We start from the raw sequence: 20467 nt of genomic DNA on the forward strand, positions 1-20467 counted from the left end.
CAACAAAGAGCGCCTGCCTGAGCCGCTCGGCTACATCACACCAATCGAAGCAGAGGAGAAATACGAACAAGCCTTGCAGTCAGATAAAATCGTAGCTTGAAAAACGAACTCAACAGTCTCCGGCAAAACCGGGGCGGTTCAACTGCGGCGAAGCTGCCCAGCTCTCCAAGCACCGCAAAGATCGCGTCGATCACTCCGAAGCTAGTTCGCCTGGCAGGCTCGATCGAAGTGCAACTGCTTGGTCTTGTTGATCGCGTGCAGATAAGCCCTGGCTCAATGAAGGTTTGCCTAAGTGGCGCAGAGCTGGCCTCGCAGCTGAACATCGAAGCGACTGAAATCGATCCCGAAGCGCTCAGCTTCTCCCGCCCATTCCAGCTCCGCAAACGCGGGGTGGAAACCAAACTGACCTTGGAAGAAGCAACAAATGCAATCGATCAGACACTGATCCAGAACATCGCCAAAGCACAGAACTGGTACGCTCAACTAAAAGATGGAACAGCTCTGGCCGAGATCGCGAGGGCCGAGAAGACATCGCCCTCGCGCATCGCGACGCTCCTGCCATTAGCGTTCCTCGCGCCAGACCTTTTGAGAACAGTCATCGAAGGCGCGGGGCCTATCGCCTTCACCAGCGAATGGCTCAAAACACATTCCCTCCCCACCGATTGGACCGACCAGCGCGAACTCGTCGCCGCGCTCTAGAGCCGTCCAAAGGGGAAACCCACCCGCCTAAATCAAGACTTGAGACTCACGCCTTCTCCCGGCGCTATTCACTAGGCAAAGACGCGTCTCAACGGAAGCTTCGTGCAGCAACGCTTTACGAACATTGAGTTTTATGCGACCAATCGAAAACCGCAAACCGCCCTAAGACTGGGTGGCGGAGCGGAAGGGATTCGAACCCTCGAGACGGTTTCCCGCCTACACACTTTCCAGGCGTGCGCCTTCGACCACTCGGCCACCGCTCCGCCGCAGGGTCTAGCGCAAGGCGGCGCAGAAGAGCAAGCGGGAAACGGCGGCTAGCGCGGGGTCAGCATAAGGTGGATGCCGGAGCGCGAGCGCACCGTCAGGTGGGCGACGGGGACGGGCTCGGCGCCGACGGCAGTGACTTTGAAATCACGCAGGATGCGCGAGAGAAGGAGGACGCCCTCGACCATGGCAAAGCCTGCGCCGGTGCAGACGCGGGCGCCAGTTGAGAACGGGATGTAGGCGTCGCGCATGCAGGCTTTGCCGTTCTCGGTGGCGAAGCGTGCGGGGTCAAAGCTGTCAGGATCGTCCCAGAGACGGTTGTGGCGGTGGAGGTGCCACGGGCTCAGCACCATCTGCGCGCCTTTGGGGATTTTGCGGTCGCGGAAGGCTTCGGGACAGGTCGCCTCGCGCACCATCATCGGCACGGGCGGGTAGAGGCGCAGGGTCTCGCGGAAGACGTCGCGGCTGATCTTGAGCTTGGAGACCTTGGCAAAGTCCGGGCTGTCGAGGGCTTGCGCCTCTTCGGCGACCTTGTCCTGCCAGTCGGGATAACGGGCCATGAGGTAGAGCGCCCAAGCGAGGGCCGAGGCGCTCGTCTCGTGGCCTGCGAGAAAAAAGATCGCAACCTGGTCGACCATCTCGGAGGTCGTGAAAAGCTCGCCCGTCTGCGGGTCGCGGGTCGTCATGATCTTGGTCGCCAGATCGTCGGGCGCCGTGCCGGCAGCGATCTCCGCCTGACGCTGGTCGCAAAGCTGGGTGATGAGATCGCGGATGATCCGGGCCGAGGCGCGCGTGTCCTTGCCGAAAAAGCGCGGCATCCAGCGCGGCAGCGGCACGAAGGCGGCGAGGTTCAGGATCGGTTGCGACCGCTGGTAGGTGCGGAACTCGGTAAAGACGGCGCGGGCGATCTCGTGCTCGATGGGGATCGAGAAGAGCGTGCGAAAGATGACGTCGGCGGCGGCGTGGCTGGTCTCCGCTTCGATCTCGATCGGGGTGCCGGTCTGTGTGGCAAGGCGCTCGACGGCGGCATCGGCGGCCTGCCACATGGCGGGATAGGTGTCGCGCAGACGTCCACCCTCGAAGGCCGGATCGATAATGCGGCGCTGACGCTTCCACGTCTCGCCATTGGTCAGAAAAACCGAGTTGCCGAGGAGCGGGCGCAGCCCCTCTCCAATGCGATCCGACTTGGGAAAATCATCGGGCCGTTTCTTGAGCACTTCGGCCACGAGTTGCGGCTGGTTCAAAAGGTACGAGCGAAAGAACGGCGTTTTGAATTCCGCCATCCACGCGCGATAAAGCCGCGCAGGCTGGGCGCTGAGGATGTCCTGACGGAACAGCTTCATGTACCGCCAGAGCGAGACCCGGTCGGGGCGCGCGGGCGGTTTAGGCGGCAGGTCGGCGTTCACGCGGCGAGGCTCGTGTATTTCGAGACGGAGTTGTCGATGCGCGACTTGGAGGGTTTCTTGCCGCCATACCGCTCCCAAAGGCGCAGAGGGCCGGCGGTGATCTGGAAATAATCGTAGGATTTCGGGCGGTCGAAGGCGCAAAGGTACTGAAAGTGCCGCCGGAAGAAGGCCCATTTGAGGTCCGCCTGCCTTTCGGGGCTGAGGGTGTGGCTGTAGGCGGCCGAGACCACCAGCGGCCATTTCTTGTCCGGGGTGGCGGCGCCGGAGACGGCGACGGGATCACACAGCGCAAAGGCCGCGCCGTCGCCGGGGGCGGTGACGTCGACCCACGGGATGAGGCCCTGCGCGCCCATGATGGCAAGATCGCTGCGCAGCCGGTCCGCCTTGCGCAGGAAGGACACCATTGGCACCACCTGGCCGAGACTGAGGAAGGACACGCGGCCTTCGTCGATTCGGCCCGCGCGCACCAGATCGGCCAGCACCGTCACGCCCATATGCGCGCCCGACGAATGGCCGACGACCAGCACCTCGTCCACGTCCGTTTCGGCAGCGGCGGCGATGCGGTTCCCGAATTCCGCGAGGCGTTCCTCGAGCTCGGGGGCGTAGGCGCCCTCGGTTTTGGCCGAATAGGCGTAGTCGTGCATGAGGTAGTAGGCAAAGAACTTGGCGTCCTTCTTCTTGAACCAGGCCAGCACCGGCCAGACGACGGCAAGGCCCAAAGGCGCCGCCCAAGGGTGGGCAAAGGAGAGACCCCAGCCGACGAGGGCCGCCAGCGCGAGCGCCAGCATGAGCTGCACCAAGAGAAAGACGATGGGGTAAAGGGCTGCGATCACCGGACCGCGGCGCAGCTTCATCAAGCGCCAAAGCACGCCGGGCACGATGTAGGTCCAGGCAGTGCGGACAAGCTGGCCATAGGTCTGCAGGATGCCCTGCTCCATCGAGCCCTTCACGATGTCGGACCAGACGAGGACCTCGAACTCGGTCTCGGTCTCGGCGCCGTCGATGACCGAGTGGGCGCGCCAGCCGTAGCCGCCCTTGATCGACTTGGGTTTGAGCGTGACTTCGTAGCCGGAAATCTCGGCCTGCGCGGCGCTCTCCTTGCGGAATAGCTCCCGGTACCGACGCGGATGGATCGGATCATAGCCGGGGATGTAGAACACCCGGCGCGTGCGCACGGTTTGGTTAGACGCGGCCTGCTCTGCCATATCGTCACCTATAGCCTGTTTTTCATGAGGCTAGCGGGGAGATTTGGCAAAAGTGAGGCAGGTGTTTCGCGATCAGGGTTAACCGATCACCCGATCAGGTCTCAGCCGATCAAACCTAGCGCCGGGAACCGCTCGAGCAGCCAAAAGGAAAACGCCGAGAAGGCGCCCGTCAGCAGCATCACTCCGACAAAGACCAGCAGCGCCCCCATGATCTTTTCAATGAGCGGCAGGTGCGGCTTGATCCGGTTCATCAGGCCCATGGCGCGGGTGAGGAACATCGCCGCCAAGAGGAACGGCACGCCAAGGCCGAGGGCGTAGATGCCGAGGAGGACAGTGCCGCGGGTGACGGAGGCCTCTGACGCGGCAAGCGACAGGATCGCGCCCAGCTGCGGTCCGATGCAGGGTGTCCAGCCGAAGGCGAAGGCGAGGCCAAGCACGTAGGCGCCAAACGCGTTCCCGCCGGTGTCTCCGGCGTCGATGCGCGCCTCGCGGTTCAGGAAGGGGATGGTAAAGACGCCGAGGAAATGCAGGCCAAAGGCGATCACCACAACGCCGGAGGCTTGCGCGAAAAGCGTCTGATTTTGCAGGAAAAACGCGCCAAAGGCAGAGGCGGTGAAGCCAAGGATCAGGAACACCGTCGACAGGCCCAGCACAAAGCTGAGCGCGGCGCCTATGGCCTTGCGGCGCGCGGCGCGGTCGCCCTCGATCTCGGAAATGCCCACCCCGGACATGTAGGCCAGATAGGGCGGCACGATCGGCAGCACGCAGGGGCTGAGGAACGACACGATGCCTGCCGCCAAAGCGACCAGCATGGCGGGCAGCAAACCTGCGTCGATGATGTCGATCCCGAACATGCCCCTGCCCTACGCCAGATGCGGCGCCGCGTCACCCCAACGTGTTGTCACATCCTTGTGGACAGCCTGTAACAGAGCGGTAGTCTGCGCGGCATGGATCACCTCGACGCGACTGGCCTGCTTTGCCCCCTGCCCGTGCTCAAGCTGCGCAAGCGCATGCAGCCGATGGCGGCGGGCGGTCTGATCGAAGTGCTGGCCGATGACCCGGCAGCGCGGATCGACGTGCCGCACTTTTGCAACGAAGCCGGGCATGCGCTGGTCGAGAGCGGCGAGGACGGGGACGTCTTGCGGTTCGTGGTGCGCAAGGGTGGTTGAACGAGCGTTGGGGTTCAACGACGTCAGTTTTCATGCGCTGACCCAGATACTGTGAGAGAACGGCGGTAGTTCACGCGCCGTCCCGCGGGGTGGCGCAAACGCGCCGCCCGTTTTGCCGAAAGCAAACCTACGGTTTGACGGGGGCGGGTCGGCGCGGCCTGACAGTGCCTGTCAGGCGGGCGCTTTGATTTAGGCACGGCGTTCAAGAGGTCCCGGGTCAGGCCCGGGACGGGAGCGCAAGCTTTCAGATTTTCGGCGCGGGCGTTTCCGCGACGTTGTCGATGTCGAAATCGGGGAGCGCGGCGAAGGCTTGCTTGAGCGCCTCCCCCCATCCATCTGAAATCAAACGGAAATACGGGTCGTCCGCTGCCACACGCCAGGACTTGCCGAGCCGGAGCGTGTCGTTTGCGAGGATCTGAACGTCTAGCGGCGCGTCGACCGACAGGTTTGCCTTGATCGTCGAATCAAAGCTGACGAGCATCAGCTTGACCGCGTCGGCGAAGCTCATGTCCGGCTCGAGCGCGCGCACCAATATGGGGCGGCCGTACTTGGTCTCCCCGATCTGGAAAAACGGCGTATCCTCGCCGGCCTCGATGAAATTGCCCTCGGGGTAGACCATGAAAAGCCGCATCGGCCCGCCGGCGATCTGACCGGCGAGGATCAGCGTCGCGCCAAAGGCGTCGGCGTCCGGGCCGGCGGGGCTTTGCGAGGCGATGACCTCCTTGAGCGTGTTGCCGATGATGGTCGCGACCTGGAACATCGAGGGCGCCTTGAGGATCGAGGGGTCGCGGTCCTCGGGCGCCTTCATCCGTTCTTCGAGCAGCGACACGACGGCCTGCGTCGTGGCGAGATTGCCGGCGGTCATCAGCACCAGCGCACGCTCGCCGGGGACCTCCCAGGTGTGCATCTTGCGGTAGGTCGAGATGTTGTCGACGCCCGCGTTCGTGCGCGTGTCGGACATGGCGACAATTCCAGCATCCAGTGCCAAGGCCACGCAATACGTCATAGGGTGTTTGCTTCCGTGAAATTATTGCTGTTCGACTTGCAGCTGCACATCGAGCGTTTCCGCGCCTGTGCCATACCGCAGGCCGGACACCGGCGCGGCGTCGGAATAGTCGAATCCCGTCGCGACCCTGACATAGCGTGCATCTGGCGAAATACCATTGGAGACATCGAATCCGACCCAGCCAAGCCCTTCGGTCCAGGCTTCGGCCCAGGCGTGGGACGCCTCCTGGTCGACGCGGTCGTCCATCATCAGATAGCCCGAGACGTAGCGGGCGGGATGGCCCATGGCGCGGGCGGCGGAGACAAAGACATGCGCGTGGTCCTGGCAGACGCCCTCCCCCGCGGCGAGCACGTCCTCGGCGGTCATCGACACTTCGGTGGTGCCCTTGGCATACGTCACGGCCTCGGCCACGGCGGACGACAGCGCGTGCAGGCGCGGCAGCTCGTCGAGCGCGCCATCGACCTCCTTGACCAGCGCGCGCACCCCCGCGCCCGGGCGCGTGAGCGGCGTTGTCCGTCGAAAGAGCCACATGGGCAGGTAGCCGCCGTGCTTGCCGATCACGCCGTTTGTCTCGGTCGTCTCGACATGGCCCTCGCAGGTGATGGTGACCTCGGTCGTGTCCTGCTCGAACGAGATCAATTGCACGGTGTTCATATGCGCGTCCTGATAGGACAGCTCCTCGCGCGCGCCGCTGAGGCGGATGGACCAGTCCTGCACGTCCTGCTGTTGGCTGTGCGTCTTGGGCGACTTGCGCAGCTGCTGCAGGCCATAGGCCATGGGCGTGTCGAAACGGTAGGTGGTCTGGTGGGAGATTTTCAGGCGCATGGCATCACGTGATAAAGCGGTAGTCGTTTTCGATCTGGCGCCCGAGCGCAGAGAGGTCGCGCAAAAAGCAAGCGACCTCTTCGTGCAGGCCGGATTCGAAGACCTCCTGGATCGACTGCGCGGCCAGCTTGGCGGTCATCGCGTCCGCGGCGGACTGGCTTTGCGTCGCCTGGCCATAGGTCGATGCGATGTGGCCAAGGTTCTCGCTGAGCTTGCGCACGCAGAACGTGAGCGAGCGCGGCATCCGCCCATCAAAGATCAAAAAGTCGGCGATGTCTCGGGGCTGCGTGTCGCCGCCGTAGGCCATGCGGAAGGCGCCTTCGGCCGAGACCGAGCGCAAGATCGTCTCCCACTGAACGTTGTCGATTGTGCTGCCGACATGGCTCGCCGAGGGCAGGAGCACGTAGTATTTGACGTCGAGGAGCCGCGCGGTGTTGTCGGCCCGCTCGATAAAGGTGCCGATCCGCGCAAAGTTGTAGATGTCGTTGCGCATCATCGTGCCGTGCAGCGCGCCGCGCACAAAGGCGGAGCGCTGACGGATGGTGCCGAGCACTTCGGGCAGGTCCCGCTCGGGCACGCGGCGCGCCAGCACGTCCTTGAGCGTCAGGTAGCACTCGTTGGTGGCCTCCCAGACCTCGCGCGTGAGCGCGGTGCGCACGGTGCGGGCGTTGTCGCGCGCCATGTTGATCATCGCGCGGACCGAGCTGGGATTGTCGTGATCGCGCAAAAGGTAATCGACAACCGATTGCGCGTCGGGCCTGTCGTACTTGGCGTCGAACCCCTGCTTGCAGCCGAGCGCGGCGAGGATGGAGGCCCATTCCGCCGCCGCCGAGGAGGAGCGCGTCAGCGCGATGCGCTGCCCGGCTTCGATCATGCGCGCGGTGTTCTCCGAGCGTTCGAGGTAGCGGAACATCCAGTAGAGGCCGCCGGCGGTTTTCCCTAGCATCGGCTCAGTCCTCCAGCACCCAAGTGTCTTTCGTGCCACCGCCCTGGGACGAGTTCACCACCAGCGAGCCTTTCTTGAGCGCCACGCGCGTCAGGCCGCCGGGCGTGATGGTGATCTTGTCGGGCGAGACCAGCACGAAAGGCCGCAGGTCGACGTGGCGCGGGGCGAGCCCGGCGCGCGAAAAGATCGGCACCGTCGAGAGCGACAGCGTCGGCTGCGCGATGTAGTTGCCCGGCTTGGACATCAGCTTGGCACGGAAGGCAGCAAGCTCTTTTTTCGAGGCGGCAGGCCCGACAAGCATGCCGTAGCCGCCCGAGCCGTGCACCTCCTTGACCACCAGATCGGCAAGGTTGTCGAGCACGTAGGCCAGCGAGTCAGCATCCGAACAGCGCCATGTCGGCACGTTCTCGAGGATCGCCTTCTCGCCGGTATAGAACTCGACGATGTCGGGCATGTAGCTGTAGATCGCCTTGTCGTCCGCGATGCCTGTGCCAGGCGCGTTGGCAATCGTGATGCCGCCCGCGCGGTAGACGTCCATGATCCCCGGCACTCCGAGCATCGAGTCGGGGTTGAAGTTGAGCGGGTCGAGAAAATCGTCGTCCACGCGCCGGTAAAGCACGTCGATGGGCGTGAAACCCTGCGTGGTGCGCATCACGATGCGCCCGCCCACGACGCGCAGGTCGTGGCCCTCGACCAGCTCGACCCCCATCTGGTCGGCGAGGAACGAGTGCTCGTAGTACGCCGAGTTGTGGATGCCGGGCGTGAGCACCGCGACCGTCGGCTTGCCGGAGCAGGCAGCAGGCGCGCAGGCGGCGAGCGACTTGCGCAGCGATTGGGGGTAGTTCGAGACGGGCCGCACGTTGTTCTTGGAGAAGAGCTCGGGGAACATGCGCAGCATCGTCTCCCGGTTCTCCAGCATGTAGCTGACGCCCGACGGCGTGCGCGCGTTGTCCTCGAGCACGTAGAACTGGTCCTCGCCCGTGCGCACCAGGTCCACACCCACGATATGCGTCCAGACGTTGCCCGGCGGCGTGGTGCCGACCATCTGCGGCAGGAACGCCTCGTTCTGCGCGATCATCTCGACCGGCACGCGCCCCGCTTTGAGGATCTCCTGACGGTGGTAGATGTCGTGCAGAAAGGCGTTGATCGCGCGCACGCGCTGCTCGATCCCCTTTTCGAGCCGCGTCCACTCGCGCGCCGAGATGATGCGCGGGACGATGTCAAAGGGGATGAGCCGCTCCGCCGCCTCTTCCCGTCCGTAGACGTTGAAGGTGATGCCGGTGAGGCGGAACACCTCTTCGGCATCGCGCGCCTTCTTGCGGAGGCGGGCCATGTCCTGATCGGAAAACCAGCCCTGATACGCCTCATAGGGTGCGCGCACGGCCTCGCCGGCGGTCTGCATCTCGTCAAAGTGCGGTGTGTCAGTCATGTCGCCAGAGTAGCGAGCCCACGCGCAGGTTCAACCGGATGATGCGTCCTCACGGGTGCGACGGCGCTTTGTGCGTGGTATTGTGGCAGGTGGTCCTGGCTTCGATATGCCCACTCGCCTCATAAAAAGCACCCGCCTGACAGGCACTGTCAGGCCGCGCCGACCCGCCCCACTGGGGCGGCGCGATTGCGCCCCCCCTCGGGTCGGCGCGTGAATTTCTGTTTGACCGAATCCAAGACATCGCCTGCTTTCGTCGACGACATGGACTGCCTCTATGATGTGCAGGCAACATGTTTGCGCAGTGCACGCCCAATATGCCGAACACTTCGAAAAATCTTGTTACGACACAATGTGTTGCGCCGCCTCCTCTACGTCACGCTGCGCCGCAGAAAACCTGCCGCGCCAAGGCGTCGCAGCGCATTGCCTGGGCAGGGCTCGCACCTACCTATGAAGCAACCGCGGGAGAGCTACGTCTTCCGACATTTGAGCTGAGGAGACAGGCACCATGGACACGTTGCTGCTTTCGCGCATCCAGTTCGGGGCAAACATCTCGTTTCACATCCTCTTCCCGACGATCACGATCGCACTGGGATGGGTCCTTTTGTTCTTCAAACTGCGCTTCAACGCCACCGGCGACATGAAGTGGATGGAAGCCTACCGGTTCTGGGTCAAGGTCTTTGCCCTCTCGTTCGCGCTGGGGGTCGTGTCGGGCATCACCATGTCCTTCCAGTTCGGCACCAACTGGCCGGGCTTCATGGAGAGCGTGGGCAACATCGCCGGACCGCTCCTCGCCTATGAGGTGCTGACGGCCTTCTTCCTCGAGGCGGCGTTCCTCGGCATCATGCTCTTTGGCTTCAGCCGGGTGCCGGGCTGGCTGCACACGCTCGCGACCTTCCTCGTCGCCTTCGGCACGACGCTCTCGGCGTTCTGGATCCTCGTGCTCAACAGCTGGATGCACACGCCGGCGGGCTATGAAATCCGCGACGGGGTGATCTTTGCCTCCAACTGGTGGGACGTGATCTTCAACCCCTCGATGCCGTACCGCCTGATCCACGTGCTGTTGTCGTCGGGCCTGACGGTGGCCTTCCTGATCGCCGGTCTCTGCGCGTTCCGCTGGCTCATGGGCGAGCGCGGCGAGGCGGTGCGCGCGCAGCTCAAGACGGGCCTCGTGCTCGGCGCGCTCCTGATCCCGGCGCAGATCGTGGCGGGCGACTTCCACGGGCTCAACACGCTCGAGCATCAGCCCGCGAAGGTGGCGGCGATGGAGGGCAACTGGGAGACCAAGAGCAACGTGCCGCTGATCCTCTTTGCCGTGCCGGACGAGGAGCAGCGCACGAACCACTACGAGGTGAGCATTCCGAACCTCGCCTCGCTCATCCTGACGCACAAGGTGGATGGCGTGGTGCCGGGGCTCAACGACTTTGTCGCCGAGGACGGGACCGAGCTGCACCCGCCGGTCACGCCTGTCTTTTGGAGTTTTCGCGTGATGGTCGGTACAGGCATGGCGATGCTGCTGCTCAGCTGGACCGCGGTTGCGATGATGGCGTGGAAGCGCCGGGGCGTGGACGCCCTGCCGAAGCCGCTCTTGTGGGTGCTGGTGCCGATGGCGGGCTCGGGCTGGCTTGCGACACTGGCGGGCTGGTACACCACCGAGATCGGGCGGCAGCCGTGGCTGGTGACGGGCCTTCTGAGCACCGAGCAGGCCGTGGCCGACGTGCCAGCGCCGATGGTGCTGACGACGCTGATCGCGTACCTGTCGATCTACGCGGTGCTGCTGGCGGCCTACATCGGCGTACTTTTTTACCTCAGCCTGCGGTCGGTGCGCGGCCAGCTCGGCACCCGCCCCGAGCCGCGGGACCCGGTGCCCGCAACGCGCGGCGGGCCACGGGAAATCCCGGCGGAGTGAGCGGCCGCGTCGTAATGTAAAGACCCGGGCCCGCCCCAACACTGGCGGGCCCGTTCAAGAAGACTGGAGACGACCCGATGGACCTCTTTGGCGATCCCGCCGTCTGGCTGCCGCTGACTTTTGCCGGGCTGATGGGCCTGTCGATCCTGATCTACGTGGTTCTGGACGGGTTCGACCTCGGCGTGGGGCTGCTCTTCCCCTTTGCCGATGAGGCCGAGAAGGACCGCATGATCGCCTCCATCGGGCCATTCTGGGATGCCAACGAGACGTGGCTCGTGATGGCAGTGGGACTGCTCTTGGTCGCCTTTCCGGTGGCACACGGGATGATCCTGACGGCGCTTTACCTGCCGGTGGCGGTGATGCTGGTCGGGCTGATCCTGCGGGGCGTGGCGTTCGAATTCCGGGCCAAGGCGCCTCCGGCACACAAATCGGCGTGGAACTGGACCTTTTTCACCGGCTCGCTCATGGCCTCGCTGGCACAGGGCTGGATGCTGGGCGTCTACATCATGGGGCTCGACGCGTCGTGGATCACTGCGGGCTTTGCGCTGGTGTGCGCCGTCTTCCTGACGGTCGGCTACAGCTTTATCGGCGCGGCCTGGGTCGTGCTCAAGACGGACGGAGAGCTGCAGGCCAAGGCTGTGCACTGGGCGCGGGGCGGCATCTATGGCGTTCTGTTGGGGATTGGAGCGATCTCGATCGCGTCGCCTTTTGCGAGCCCGCGCATCTTTGACAAGTGGTTCTCGTTTCCCGAGGCTCTCTTTCTCGCGCCGCTGCCGATCATGTCGGCGCTGGTGCTGGGTGCGCTCTGGTTCGCGCTGCAGCGCCTGCCGGCGCGCGACGACAGCTTTGCCTGGGTGCCGTTTGTGGCCGGGGTGATCCTCTTTTCGCTGGCGTTTGCCGGGCTGGCCTACAGCTTTTATCCTTACGTGGTGCCCGATCAGATCACGATCTACGAGGCGGCGGCGGCGCCCGAGGCGCTCTTCATCATCTTTGTGGGGGTCTGCATCGTGCTGCCGGTGATCATCCTCTACTCTGCGCTCGCCTACACCGTGTTCCGCGGCAAGGCGACCGAGCTGCGCTACGATTGAGGGGAACGTAAAATCCTCGTACGAAGATTTTGGCTCAAGCAGAAACAGAAAAGGCCCGGCAAATGCCGGGCCTTTTCTGTTTCTGCATGGTGCGGTCGAGAAGACTCGAACTTCCACGGGAGTTACCCCACAGCGACCTCAACGCTGCGCGTCTACCAATTCCGCCACGACCGCACTGTCTGGCAGTGGCGTGCATTTAGCTCAGCGGGCCTGCGTTGAAAAGCGGTTTTAGGCGGCCTTTGCCAACTTTTTGCTGGCCGCAAAAAGGCGCGAAAGGGTGACGGCGATGAGGCGCGGCTCGAAAACGAGGCCGGGGCCGAAGCGAAACCCGAGGTTGTTGAGCGTCTCGATGCCAAGCGCCTTGGCCGCGCGAGAAAACCCGCCGGGTTGCGCCTCCTCGAGGCAGCCGTTCACGGTGAGCGTGTCGAACCCGAACGAGTTTTGGAAGAGGAACCAGAGCGATTCGGAGTGCATCGTCAGGTGCGGTGCCTCGTGCGACGGGGTGAGCGTGCCTTGCGCCATGTCGATGCGGAACCGAGCGTCCAGATCGTCGCACTCCACGACGACGGGCTGGAAGAGGCGGACGGGCGAGACCTTTTGCGCCAGCTTCATCGCCCAGACGCTGTTGGCGCCGCGCACGCGGGCCATGCAGGCGTCGAAGGCGGCTCGGATCTCGTCTGGCGTCTTGGTGTCGAAGGTCATGGGCGGCGCTTCGGCGGCGGTGGTGGCGGCGGCGCGCCAGTAGGCCAGCGCGGCCTCGGTGCGCGCGGCATCGGCGGTGCCGTTCCAGATGTCGCCGGGCTGCATGACCGCAATGTCGAAAGGCGCGTCCGGGAAACGGTCCAGCACGTCCTGCGGCGTGTTGGCGGCGTCGTTGAGGTAGGCGTTACGCGCGTTGGCAAAGCGCACGTAGCTGGCAAAGGGGATGACCGTCTTCGGCTGCAAAAGCTCGGCCTGCACGGCCATGTTGCCCAGCTTGGCGGCGGCGGCCTCTTCGCGCCACGCCTTGTTCTCCGGCCCGCCTTTCCACGCGGCATAGGAGAACTGCGTCAGGAGGACGTCGCAGGGCCCGGCGCGCGTCAGGATCTCCTTGGCGCGCGCCTCCGTGTCCACGTGGCAGTCGTTGAGGTTGAGGATGTGCATGTCCGCGGACTTGATCGACACGAGGCTGTCGTACCAGTCGTCCTTGTAGCAGGTCAGCTCGAGCGCGCCGACGGGGACCTTTTGGCCAAACGGCATCTCGATGAGCGTGATGCCCTCGCCGCGCAGGAAGGCGGCGACGCGCTGGTCCTTGATCTGCTGAAAAAGGACGGGAATGCCGTGGGCGATGAGTTTGGGGCCGAAGGTCTTAAAGAACTTGATCGAGAAGTGATCGGGGTGCTCGTGGCTGAGCCAGATGTGCGTGACACGGTCGAGGAGCGCGTCGACCTCGGCGTCGGGGGTTTCGACGAGGAGCCGCCAGCCCTTGTGAAAGGCGGGGCCGGAATACCAGGGGTCGGTGAGGATCGCGGTTGTGCCGTCGCCGATCAGCACGGAGGCGTGGTTGATGAACTCGATCTGCATGGGCGTCTCCGGCGGTTTGATCACAAGATGCGCGCTGCCAATGCGGTGTCAATCACGCCCGCTTGCAGCGCGCGGCGCAAAACGCCACATCTGAGCCACGACGTGGAGGCACTATGCCGGAGTGGAAGATTTCAGACGGGCTGACCCCCTACCCCGCGGCGCTTGCCGAGATGGAGGCGCGCGCGGATGCAATTGCAGCCGGCACGGCGGACGAACTGATCTGGCTGGTCGAGCATCCGCCGCTTTATACCGCCGGGACGTCGGCCAAGCGCGCGGACCTTGTAGACCCGGACCGCTTTGACGTGTTCGAGGCGCGGCGGGGCGGGCAGTACACATACCATGGGCCGGGGCAGCGGGTGGTCTACGTGATGCTCGACGTGGGCAAACGCGGACGCGACGTGCGGGCGTTTGTGCAGCAGCTGGAGACTTGGGTCATCGCGACGCTCGCCACGTTCAATGTCACGGGTGAGCTTCGCGAAGGGCGGGTCGGCGTCTGGGTGACACGACCGGAGAAGGCGCCGAATGCGGACGGGTCAATGCGTGAAGACAAGATCGCCGCGATAGGCATTCGTCTGCGCAAGTGGGTGAGCTTTCACGGGTTCTCGATCAATGTCGAGCCGGACTTGAGCCATTTTGACGGGATCGTGCCGTGCGGGATCACCCAGCATGGCGTGACCTCTTTGGTGGACCTTGGCTTTCCGGTCACGATGGAAGATGTCGACGCGGCGCTGGCGCGCACCTACGGCGACATCTTTGGAGAGACTTGATCAGGCGCGGCCTTCGAACACGGCAGCGGTGATCTCGCTGCGGCGCAGGCCGCGGGCGGCGAGAGCCGCGTCGTCGAGCAGGCGCAGGGTTTCGATGCGGCGCACGCGTTTCTCCAGGCGGCGCTTGCTCGGCGTCTGCAGCAGGCGTTCGAGCAGGGTCAACACCTTGTGCGCAGGGCCAAAACGGAACGTGCGGCGCGGCGCGGCAGCGCCAAAGTTGGTGGTGATCATGGTCATGGCAGCGTCTTCCAGGGGATGTTGCAGTCTGAGATGTAACTTAGGTGATGGCATCGAGGTTCCCTAGGTCTGGAAATCCCGACGTCCCTCACGGTCCATCAAGCCCCGGTGAAGACGCTCGTGCGGCGATTTCGCGGTATCTCGCGCGGGTTGCACGCAGCGCGTGTAGTGCAAGGCCCGCCAACTCGCATTGGCTGTATCGTGCGACACGCAGGCGGCTGTGGTTTCCGGCGCATTTTCCGGCACCTGCGTCAAAGTCGTGCATTGCCGCGCACAATTGCACACAGTAGACAGCCGTTATCGCCACATAGGTGAGTCTTCTTCACCTGTCGCCAAAAACGAGGGAGCTCCAAATGGCAGACGCCGCCATTCAAGGACACGGGCACGAGGACGAGCGCGGATTTTTCACCCGCTGGTTCATGTCCACCAACCACAAAGACATCGGGATCCTGTACCTGATCGTCTCCGCCCTGATGGGCTTTATCGCGGTGGCCTTCACCGTCTACATGCGCCTCGAGCTGATGGAGCCGGGCGTCCAGTACATGTGCATGGAGGGCTTTGCCGCCGATCCCTGCTCGCCCAACGGGCACCTTTGGAACGTGATGGTGACCGGCCACGGTATCCTGATGATGTTCTTCGTGGTGATCCCGGCACTCTTCGGCGGATTTGGCAACTATTTCATGCCGTTGCAGATCGGCGCGCCTGATATGGCGTTCCCGCGGATGAACAACCTGTCGTTCTGGCTCTACGTCGCCGGCTCGACGCTGGCGGTCTGTTCGGTCTTTGCGCCGGGTACGACGAGCGGTCAGCTTGGCGTCGGCGCTGGCTGGGTGCTGTACCCGCCGTTGTCGACAAACAGTGCGGACACGGGCGGCATGGCGATGGACCTTGCGATCTTCGCGGTGCACGTCTCGGGTGCCTCGTCGATCCTGGGTGCGATCAACATGATCACGACGTTCCTGAACATGCGCGCGCCGGGCATGACGCTCTTCAAGGTGCCGCTGTTCTCGTGGTCGATCTTTGTCACCGCGTGGCTGATCCTGCTGGCGCTGCCGGTTCTGGCGGGCGCGATCACCATGCTGCTGACGGACCGCAACTTTGGCACGACCTTCTTTGACCCCGCAGGTGGCGGTGACCCGGTGCTTTACCAGCACATCCTGTGGTTCTTCGGTCACCCCGAGGTCTACATCATCATCCTGCCGGGCTTTGGCATCATCAGCCACGTGATCGCCACGTTCAGCCGCAAGCCGGTGTTTGGCTACCTGCCGATGGTCTGGGCGATCATCGCGATCGGCGCGCTGGGCTTTGTCGTGTGGGCGCACCACATGTACACGGTCGGCATGTCTTTGACCCAGCAGAGCTACTTCATGCTGGCGACGATGGTCATCGCGGTGCCGACGGGTGTGAAGGTGTTCAGCTGGATCGCCACGATGTGGGGCGGCTCGGTCGAGTTCAAGACGCCAATGCTCTGGGCGCTGGGCTTTCTCTTCCTCTTCACGCTTGGCGGTGTGACGGGGATCGTGCTCAGCCAGGCGGGCATCGACCGCGTCTATCATGACACCTACTACGTGGTGGCGCACTTCCACTACGTGATGTCGCTCGGTGCCGTGTTCGCCATCTTTGCGGGGATCTACTTCTATTTCCCCAAGATGACGGGCCGCATGTACTCGGAGTTCTGGGGTAAGATCCACTTCTGGATGATGTTCATTGGCGCCAACCTGACGTTCTTCCCGCAGCACTTCCTAGGCCGTCAGGGCATGCCGCGCCGCTACATCGACTATCCCGAGCAGTTCGCTCTGTGGAACTACGTGTCGAGCTGGGGTGCGTTCATCTCCTTTGCCTCGTTCCTGCTGTTCTTCGGCATCATGGCGGCGGCAATGCTGCGCGGCCCGCGTGTGACCGAAGCGAACCCGTGGAACGAGTACGCGGACACGCTGGAGTGGACGCTGCCCTCGCCCCCGCCCGAACACACCTTCGAGCAGCTGCCGAAGCGTGAGGATTGGGACAAGGGCCACGCGCACTGACGCGCGCCTTCTGAACAGCGGACGGCCACCTTGCGGGGTGGCCGTTTGCGTTTGTGCCGCTGCCCCCCGCCTTGGGTGGCTCTGCCTGCGGCAGTCCGGCCCTTTTCCGATGCCACGTAACCGCATAAGCTGCTGATATGCCCTATCAATGGACCGATCCGACGACACCTGACGCGCCCTGGCAGCTGACGCTGTGGCCGCACCGTTCCCTGCCGCGCGCGGGCTTTGCCGCGGTGATCCTGGGGTGCTTTACTGCGATCACGTTGCCGCTCTATGGCCTTCTCGGGACGGCGGTCCTGTGGGGCATGCTGCCGTTTGTACTGATCGCCGTGGCGGCGCTCTGGTGGGGGCTGCAGGCGAGCTACAAGTCGGGCGAGATCGAGGAGCGGCTGACGCTCGCCGCAGACGCCACACACTTGACGCGCCGCAATCCCAACGGCGACACGCAGGAGTGGGCCTGCAACACCTACTGGGCGCGTGCGACGCTGCACACGGCGGGCGGGCCGGTGCCGAACTATGTGACGCTGTCCGGCAATGGTCGTGAGGTGGAGATCGGCGCTTTCCTGTCGGAGGACGAGCGCAAGGCGCTTTATGACGACCTCGAGCGCCGCCTCTCCGACGCCGCGCCGCGCTAGGATGACGCGCACCGCCCAGGCGCCAGCGCCGCCCAAATGGCACCGCCGCATGATGCAGCTGGCGCCGGGTTTGGCGTCGCGCGTGCTCACTCCCGTGCCTTCTGAGCAGGCCGCGTTGGCTCTGCGCCGCGCGCGCAATGCACCACGCCCCGCCGAAGAGGTGCTGTTCCTGATCCCGCTCGTCGGCCGGCATCACGTGACCGACTGGGAGGGTGTCTGCGCCCGGCTGCGGGCGACGTTGGACCAGTTCATGGCACAGACCGACGGTCGCTGGCGCGCAGTGATCTGCGGCCAGGACCGCCCTGCCCTGCCGGACGATCCGCGCATCACCTTCCTGCCGTTCACCGCGGCGGTGGAGGGCAACGACAAATGGGCCAAGCTGGCCGCACTGACCGCGCCTGAGGCCGCGCATTTCGCCCGTCCGGCCTACGTGATGACCTTTGACGCCGATGACCTCGCCACGCCGGACCTCGTGGCCGAGATGCTCGCGCGCCAGGCGCCCGGCGGCTACCTCGTCACCCACGGATACGTCTGGAATGCCGGCACGGGCGCGCTCGGCGCCGCCCGCCCGCAAAGCCTGACCCAGCCTGGCGCCAAGGCGTTCTGGAAGCTCTGCGGCTCCTGCGCCGCCTTGCACGTCGACCCTTCCTCCGGCCCTGAGACGCACGCCCTGCTGCACGCGATGAGCGCGCATGAGCACCGGATGTTTCCCTACCTCGCCACGCTCGCCGGCACGCGGCTCGCTGCACTCGAGACGGCGCGCGTCGTCTACGTGTTGAACCACGGAGAGAATTTCGGCGCCCGGCGCGGACGCGTGTCCTTCAAGGCGCGGTATGTCGAGCGGTTCCCGGCGACGCAGGAGCAGCGGGCCACGCTGGCGTCTCAAATCCCGGCTCTTGGCGCAGAGGATTGAGGAGCCTCACCGTTTTCGGCGGTGCCCACCTTACTGGTAAGGTGGGCACTGCCGTTTGGTAGTTGAGAAAAGGCAGCGCTTGTTGGTTGAATAGACGCTTGTGTGGAGACTCTGCGCGGAGCGGGCTTTTCCTTTGCAAGAGGTGGTGTTTCTCAAGCAGCCAATGGATTGCGGCATTCGCTTCAAACGCGCCGAAAGTGAAACGGCACGACTTGTTTCACCCGCCCAACTGGAAACGTCCTTGCGACATCTTCGGCACTGCCCACCATACTGCAGGGTGGGCAGTGCCGTTTACTGGCGAAAAAACGCTAGGGTTTTGGCATCCGTAAGTGGGGGTGTGAAGAAAGCTGAGAGCCGCGCCGACCAATGGAGAGGTTTCACATTGCTTGAGTATCCAACCGGTCGTGAGCACACTCTTCACACGAACTAAAGCAATGTAGCATCCCACACTTCGCGCGCCATACGAAGCGAACCGCAGCTTGGCTTTCGGCAGTGCCTACCTTCCCAGTAAGGTGGGCACTGCCGATTGTGGTTAACGGAAAACCTGTCTTAACTCAGAGCATGCAGCAATGACGGCTCGACAACAGCCCAAACGTCACCCGCCCGCACTCACGCCGAAAGCCGCGTCTTCACCATCGGGCCAACCACGCCAAAGTCCATTTGGCCGGTGTACTTGCCCTTGAGCACGCCCATCACGCGGCCCATGTCACGGATCGAGCTGGCCTCGACCTCGGCAATCGCCGCCGAGACCGCCGTTTCGACCTCTGCGTCCGAGAGCTTGCGCGGCAGGAACTCCTCGACCACCGTGATCTCGCTCAGCTCCTGCTCGGCCAGATCGAGCCGGCCGCCCTCCTCGTAGGCGCGCGCGCTTTCCTGGCGTTGCTTGACCATCTTGCCGAGGATCGCGAGGATTTCGTCATCGGCGATGCCCGCCTCGCGCCCCTCGCCGCGCGCGGCGATCTCGCGGTCCTTGATGGCCGCCATGATCAGACGCAGCGTGCCGAGCCGGCCCGCGTCCTTGTCCTTCATCGCCTGTTTCAGCGCCTTGCTCAGCCGCGTCCTCAAATCGCTCATGTCGCGTCCCCACGCTTGGATCAGGCGCCCGTTCTACTGGCGCGATGCCGGGGGATCAAGCGAGCCGCGCGCCCTTGACCCCGCCCCGCGCGCGGCCTATCCCGCACCCGTTTGCCCCGCCCAGCCCGCGCCCAGCCAGAGGAGCCTGCCCATGGCCTTGCACCGCCCGACCCGCCCGACCGCGTGCCTGGCGCTCGCCGATGGACAGCTGTTCTACGGCCAGGGGTTCGGGGCGACCGGGCTGCGCACGGCAGAGCTCTGTTTTAACACCGCGATGACCGGCTATCAGGAGATCATGACCGATCCGTCCTACGCCGGGCAGATCGTGACGTTTACCTTTCCGCATATCGGCAACGTGGGCGTGAACCCCGAGGATGACGAGACCGCCGACCCGGTCGCCGAGGGCATGGTCGTCAAGTGGTCCCCGACCGAGCCGTCGAACTGGCGCGCCGCCGAAGAGCTCTCCGCCTGGCTCGCCCGCCGGAACCGGGTCGCCATCGGCGGCGTCGACACCCGCCGGCTCACGCGCGCGATCCGCCAGCAGGGGGCGCCGCATGTCGCGCTCGAGCACAATCCCGAAGGCACGTTCGACGTCGAGGCGCTGATCGCCAAGGCCCGCGCCTTTGCCGGGCTCGAAGGGATGGATCTCGCGAAGGACGTCACCTGCGCACAGAGCTACCGCTGGAACGAGACCCGCTGGGCCTGGCCGGACGGGTTCGGCACGCAGGAGGCTCCCAAGCACAAGGTCGTCGCCATCGACTACGGCGCAAAACGCAACATCCTGCGCTGCCTCTCCTCGGCGGGCTGCGACGTGACCGTGCTGCCCGCAAGCGCGACGGCCGAGGACGTTCTGAGCCACAAGCCCGACGGCGTCTTTTTGTCGAACGGACCCGGCGATCCGGCCGCCACAGGTGCCTACGCCGTGCCGATGATCCAGGGCGTTCTGGACGCGGACCTGCCGGTCTTTGGCATCTGCCTTGGACACCAGATGCTCGCGCTCGCGCTTGGCGCGCAGACGGTCAAGATGAACCACGGCCACCACGGCGCCAACCACCCGGTCAAGGACCTGGAGACCGGCAAGGTCGAGATCACCTCGATGAACCATGGCTTCGCGGTCGATGCGCAGAGCCTGCCAAAGGGGGTCGAGGAGACACACCGCTCGCTCTTTGACGGCTCGAACTGCGGGATTCGCGTCGCCGGCAAGCCGGTCTTTTCCGTGCAGCATCACCCCGAGGCCAGCCCCGGCCCGCAGGACAGTTTTTACCTTTTCGAAAGGTTTGCGGCCTCGATGGCCGATTAAACCGGTAAATT

General features: G+C 64.4%; 19 protein-coding genes and 2 tRNA genes. 9 read left to right on the plus strand and 12 right to left on the minus strand.

Annotation, left to right across the window (positions count from 1 at the left end; translation table 11 throughout):
• Nucleotides 1-96: 96 nt before the first annotated feature.
• A complete protein-coding gene (locus ACU0B3_RS10530; protein WP_446260815.1) occupies nucleotides 97-699 on the plus strand; it encodes a hypothetical protein in 603 nt (200 codons plus the stop codon).
• A 173-nt stretch (nucleotides 700-872) separates the two neighbouring features.
• Here the strand turns inward: ACU0B3_RS10530 and ACU0B3_RS10535 are convergent.
• From ACU0B3_RS10535 to ACU0B3_RS10550, 4 genes are all read right to left on the minus strand, one after another.
• Nucleotides 873-962: transfer RNA gene (locus ACU0B3_RS10535), tRNA-Ser, on the minus strand.
• A 51-nt stretch (nucleotides 963-1013) separates the two neighbouring features.
• Complete coding sequence (locus tag ACU0B3_RS10540; protein WP_446260990.1) at nucleotides 1014-2306, minus strand: cytochrome P450; 1293 nt, start codon at nucleotides 2304-2306, stop codon at nucleotides 1014-1016.
• A gap of 59 nt (nucleotides 2307-2365) precedes the next feature.
• Nucleotides 2366-3574, minus strand: a complete 1209-nt coding sequence (locus tag ACU0B3_RS10545) for a hypothetical protein (protein ID WP_446260816.1) — start codon at nucleotides 3572-3574, stop codon at nucleotides 2366-2368.
• A 101-nt stretch (nucleotides 3575-3675) separates the two neighbouring features.
• Entirely contained in the window at nucleotides 3676-4428 is a 753-nt protein-coding gene (locus ACU0B3_RS10550; RefSeq protein ID WP_446260817.1) for a cytochrome c biogenesis CcdA family protein, read from the minus strand.
• A gap of 93 nt (nucleotides 4429-4521) precedes the next feature.
• On the opposite strand from ACU0B3_RS10550, the gene ACU0B3_RS10555 reads away from it, so the two are divergent.
• Nucleotides 4522-4743, plus strand: coding sequence for a sulfurtransferase TusA family protein (locus ACU0B3_RS10555; RefSeq protein WP_446260818.1), 222 nt, complete (start codon nucleotides 4522-4524; stop codon nucleotides 4741-4743).
• Nucleotides 4744-4987: 244 nt separating this feature from the next.
• On the opposite strand, the gene ACU0B3_RS10560 is transcribed toward ACU0B3_RS10555, so the two are convergent.
• From ACU0B3_RS10560 to ACU0B3_RS10575, 4 genes are read right to left on the minus strand one after another with little or no spacing between them, the layout of a single operon-like run.
• Nucleotides 4988-5749 (minus strand): peptidase, encoded by a 762-nt coding sequence (locus tag ACU0B3_RS10560; protein WP_446260819.1) that lies wholly within the window; start codon nucleotides 5747-5749, stop codon nucleotides 4988-4990.
• A 21-nt stretch (nucleotides 5750-5770) separates the two neighbouring features.
• Nucleotides 5771-6574, minus strand: coding sequence for a transglutaminase family protein (locus ACU0B3_RS10565; RefSeq protein ID WP_446260820.1), 804 nt, complete (start codon nucleotides 6572-6574; stop codon nucleotides 5771-5773).
• Nucleotides 6575-6578: 4 nt separating this feature from the next.
• Nucleotides 6579-7520, minus strand: a complete 942-nt coding sequence (locus ACU0B3_RS10570) for an alpha-E domain-containing protein (RefSeq protein WP_446260821.1) — start codon at nucleotides 7518-7520, stop codon at nucleotides 6579-6581.
• A gap of 4 nt (nucleotides 7521-7524) precedes the next feature.
• Complete coding sequence (locus ACU0B3_RS10575; RefSeq protein WP_446260822.1) at nucleotides 7525-8949, minus strand: circularly permuted type 2 ATP-grasp protein; 1425 nt, start codon at nucleotides 8947-8949, stop codon at nucleotides 7525-7527.
• A 505-nt stretch (nucleotides 8950-9454) separates the two neighbouring features.
• Here ACU0B3_RS10575 and ACU0B3_RS10580 point away from each other — a divergent pair.
• Together ACU0B3_RS10580 and ACU0B3_RS10585 are read left to right on the plus strand one after the other, a co-directional pair.
• Complete coding sequence (locus ACU0B3_RS10580) at nucleotides 9455-10855, plus strand: cytochrome ubiquinol oxidase subunit I (RefSeq protein WP_446260823.1); 1401 nt, start codon at nucleotides 9455-9457, stop codon at nucleotides 10853-10855.
• 77 nt (nucleotides 10856-10932) lie between these two features.
• Nucleotides 10933-11943 carry a cytochrome d ubiquinol oxidase subunit II gene (locus ACU0B3_RS10585; RefSeq protein ID WP_446260824.1) on the plus strand — a complete coding sequence of 337 codons (1011 nt, stop codon included), beginning with the start codon at nucleotides 10933-10935 and terminating at the stop codon, nucleotides 11941-11943.
• 87 nt (nucleotides 11944-12030) lie between these two features.
• On the opposite strand, the gene ACU0B3_RS10590 is transcribed toward ACU0B3_RS10585, so the two are convergent.
• Both ACU0B3_RS10590 and ACU0B3_RS10595 read right to left on the minus strand, forming a co-directional pair.
• Nucleotides 12031-12117 (minus strand) — tRNA-Leu (locus ACU0B3_RS10590).
• A 54-nt stretch (nucleotides 12118-12171) separates the two neighbouring features.
• Nucleotides 12172-13530: an MBL fold metallo-hydrolase gene (locus ACU0B3_RS10595; RefSeq protein ID WP_446260825.1), complete on the minus strand. Its 1359-nt coding sequence runs from the start codon at nucleotides 13528-13530 to the stop codon at nucleotides 12172-12174.
• An 89-nt stretch (nucleotides 13531-13619) separates the two neighbouring features.
• On the opposite strand from ACU0B3_RS10595, the gene lipB reads away from it, so the two are divergent.
• Complete coding sequence (gene lipB / locus ACU0B3_RS10600) at nucleotides 13620-14273, plus strand: lipoyl(octanoyl) transferase LipB (RefSeq protein ID WP_446260826.1); 654 nt, start codon at nucleotides 13620-13622, stop codon at nucleotides 14271-14273.
• Here lipB and ACU0B3_RS10605 read toward each other — a convergent pair whose 3' ends face one another.
• Nucleotides 14274-14510 carry a hypothetical protein gene (locus ACU0B3_RS10605; RefSeq protein WP_446260827.1) on the minus strand — a complete coding sequence of 79 codons (237 nt, stop codon included), beginning with the start codon at nucleotides 14508-14510 and terminating at the stop codon, nucleotides 14274-14276.
• A gap of 353 nt (nucleotides 14511-14863) precedes the next feature.
• On the opposite strand from ACU0B3_RS10605, the gene ctaD reads away from it, so the two are divergent.
• From ctaD to ACU0B3_RS10620, 3 genes are all read left to right on the plus strand, one after another.
• Nucleotides 14864-16534, plus strand: a complete 1671-nt coding sequence (gene ctaD, locus ACU0B3_RS10610) for a cytochrome c oxidase subunit I (protein ID WP_446260828.1) — start codon at nucleotides 14864-14866, stop codon at nucleotides 16532-16534.
• A gap of 137 nt (nucleotides 16535-16671) precedes the next feature.
• On the plus strand, nucleotides 16672-17169 hold the full coding sequence (locus ACU0B3_RS10615) for a DUF2244 domain-containing protein (RefSeq protein ID WP_446260829.1): 498 nt from the start codon (nucleotides 16672-16674) through the stop codon (nucleotides 17167-17169).
• Between the two features lies 1 nt (nucleotide 17170).
• Nucleotides 17171-18082, plus strand: a complete 912-nt coding sequence (locus tag ACU0B3_RS10620; RefSeq protein WP_446260830.1) for a hypothetical protein — start codon at nucleotides 17171-17173, stop codon at nucleotides 18080-18082.
• A 609-nt stretch (nucleotides 18083-18691) separates the two neighbouring features.
• Here the strand turns inward: ACU0B3_RS10620 and ACU0B3_RS10625 are convergent.
• Complete coding sequence (locus ACU0B3_RS10625; protein WP_446260831.1) at nucleotides 18692-19156, minus strand: GatB/YqeY domain-containing protein; 465 nt, start codon at nucleotides 19154-19156, stop codon at nucleotides 18692-18694.
• 151 nt (nucleotides 19157-19307) lie between these two features.
• On the opposite strand from ACU0B3_RS10625, the gene carA reads away from it, so the two are divergent.
• Nucleotides 19308-20456, plus strand: coding sequence for a glutamine-hydrolyzing carbamoyl-phosphate synthase small subunit (gene carA / locus ACU0B3_RS10630; protein ID WP_446260832.1), 1149 nt, complete (start codon nucleotides 19308-19310; stop codon nucleotides 20454-20456).
• The last annotated feature ends 11 nt before the right edge of the window (nucleotides 20457-20467 follow it).

The sequence above is a fragment of the Pseudaestuariivita sp. genome (genome assembly GCF_052825805.1).

Coding starts and splice junctions, on each gene's coding strand:
- ACU0B3_RS10540 (WP_446260990.1), bottom strand. CDS start 2,306: ATGAAGCTGTTCCGTCAGGACATCCTCAGCGCCCAGCCTGCGCGGCTT.
- ACU0B3_RS10545 (WP_446260816.1), bottom strand. CDS start 3,574: ATGGCAGAGCAGGCCGCGTCTAACCAAACCGTGCGCACGCGCCGGGTG.
- ACU0B3_RS10550 (WP_446260817.1), bottom strand. CDS start 4,428: ATGTTCGGGATCGACATCATCGACGCAGGTTTGCTGCCCGCCATGCTG.
- ACU0B3_RS10555 (WP_446260818.1), top strand. CDS start 4,522: ATGGATCACCTCGACGCGACTGGCCTGCTTTGCCCCCTGCCCGTGCTC.
- ACU0B3_RS10560 (WP_446260819.1), bottom strand. CDS start 5,749: ATGACGTATTGCGTGGCCTTGGCACTGGATGCTGGAATTGTCGCCATG.
- ACU0B3_RS10565 (WP_446260820.1), bottom strand. CDS start 6,574: ATGCGCCTGAAAATCTCCCACCAGACCACCTACCGTTTCGACACGCCC.
- ACU0B3_RS10570 (WP_446260821.1), bottom strand. CDS start 7,520: ATGCTAGGGAAAACCGCCGGCGGCCTCTACTGGATGTTCCGCTACCTC.
- ACU0B3_RS10575 (WP_446260822.1), bottom strand. CDS start 8,949: ATGACTGACACACCGCACTTTGACGAGATGCAGACCGCCGGCGAGGCC.
- ACU0B3_RS10580 (WP_446260823.1), top strand. CDS start 9,455: ATGGACACGTTGCTGCTTTCGCGCATCCAGTTCGGGGCAAACATCTCG.
- ACU0B3_RS10585 (WP_446260824.1), top strand. CDS start 10,933: ATGGACCTCTTTGGCGATCCCGCCGTCTGGCTGCCGCTGACTTTTGCC.
- lipB (WP_446260826.1), top strand. CDS start 13,620: ATGCCGGAGTGGAAGATTTCAGACGGGCTGACCCCCTACCCCGCGGCG.
- ACU0B3_RS10605 (WP_446260827.1), bottom strand. CDS start 14,510: ATGACCATGATCACCACCAACTTTGGCGCTGCCGCGCCGCGCCGCACG.
- ctaD (WP_446260828.1), top strand. CDS start 14,864: ATGGCAGACGCCGCCATTCAAGGACACGGGCACGAGGACGAGCGCGGA.
- ACU0B3_RS10615 (WP_446260829.1), top strand. CDS start 16,672: ATGCCCTATCAATGGACCGATCCGACGACACCTGACGCGCCCTGGCAG.
- ACU0B3_RS10620 (WP_446260830.1), top strand. CDS start 17,171: ATGACGCGCACCGCCCAGGCGCCAGCGCCGCCCAAATGGCACCGCCGC.
- ACU0B3_RS10625 (WP_446260831.1), bottom strand. CDS start 19,156: ATGAGCGATTTGAGGACGCGGCTGAGCAAGGCGCTGAAACAGGCGATG.
- carA (WP_446260832.1), top strand. CDS start 19,308: ATGGCCTTGCACCGCCCGACCCGCCCGACCGCGTGCCTGGCGCTCGCC.